This window comes from Vibrio sp. 10N.222.46.A1 (assembly GCF_041473595.1).
Taxonomy (GTDB): domain Bacteria; phylum Pseudomonadota; class Gammaproteobacteria; order Enterobacterales; family Vibrionaceae; genus Vibrio; species Vibrio tasmaniensis_A.
On record NZ_JBFRSN010000887.1, the window covers coordinates 1 to 1,256 of the forward strand.

A 1,256-nucleotide genomic window follows, 5' to 3' on the forward strand; every position below is an offset into this window, starting at 1 on the left:
GAAGCTGTGTTGCACGCTCCATTGCTGCTGCTTGAAGTGTTGAATCAACACCACGTTCGAAACGTAGAGAAGAATCTGTGTGAAGGCCGTAAGCACGTGCGCGACCACGGATGTGATCCGGTGCGAAGAATGCCGCTTCAAGAAGAACGTCTGTTGTTTCAGTCGTAACACCTGAATCTTGACCGCCAAAGATACCAGCGATTGCTAGTGCTTTGTTGTGGTCAGCGATAACAAGTGTGTTGCTGTTTAGTTCAGCTTCGTTGCCATCTAGAAGTGTTAGCTTTTCGCCCTGCTCTGCTAGACGAACCACGATACCGCCTTCGATCTTAGCGAGATCAAATGCGTGCATTGGTTGGCCTTGCTCTAGCATCACATAGTTTGTGATGTCTACAACTGGGTCGATTGAACGGATACCACAACGACGCAGTTTTTCTTGCATCCAGATTGGAGATTCCGCTTTCACGTTTACGTTCTTAACCACACGGCCAAGGTAACGTGGACAAGCATCAGTTGCTTTGATTTCAACAGATACTGTGTCTTCAATGCTTGTTGCAACAGCTTCAACTGCTGGCTCTGTAACGTCTGCGCGGTTTAGTACGCCAACTTCACGAGCAAGGCCACGGATGCTGAAGCAGTCTGCGCGGTTTGCTGTTAGGTCTACGTCGATAGTTACGTCGTTAAGCTCAAGAAGCTCACGTACGTCCATACCTAGCGTTGTGCCTTCTGGCAGCTCAAGGATGCCGTCAGACTCTACGTCGATACCTAGCTCAGAGAAAGAACAAAGCATGCCGTGCGATGGAACGCCACGTAGTTTTGCTTTCTTGATTTTGAAGTCACCAGGAAGTACTGCGCCAACTGTTGCTACTGCTACAGTTAGGCCAAGACGACAGTTAGATGCACCACATACGATGTCTAAAAGCTCTTCTTCGCCGATATCAATTTTAGTTACTTGTAGTTTGTCTGCGTCTGGGTGCTGACCGCACTCAACCACTTTACCTACTTTAACGCCGGTGAATTCACCAGCAACAGGTTCTACATCGTCAACTTCCAAACCAGCCATAGTGATTTGGTGAGCTAGCTCTTCGCTGTTAATTGCAGGTTTAACCCACTCGCGTAGCCAAGATTCACTGAATTTCATAGTTTTGACTGCCCCGGATTACTTGAATTGTTTAAGGAAACGAAGGTCGTTCTCGAAGAACGCACGAAGGTCATTTACGCCGTAACGAAGCATCGTTAGACGCTCTACACCCATACCG

2 protein-coding genes are annotated in these 1,256 nt (G+C 48.0%); both read right to left on the minus strand.

What is annotated here, in order from left to right; translation table 11 throughout:
• Positions 1-1,138, minus strand: a 1,138-nt coding sequence (pheT, locus tag AB4496_RS21505) for a phenylalanine--tRNA ligase subunit beta (RefSeq protein ID WP_372131900.1), incomplete at its 3' end; no start/stop codon positions are given.
• Positions 1,139-1,156: 18 nt separating this feature from the next.
• The coding region (locus AB4496_RS21510; RefSeq protein WP_372131902.1) for a hypothetical protein at positions 1,157-1,256 on the minus strand (100 nt) is incomplete at its 5' end.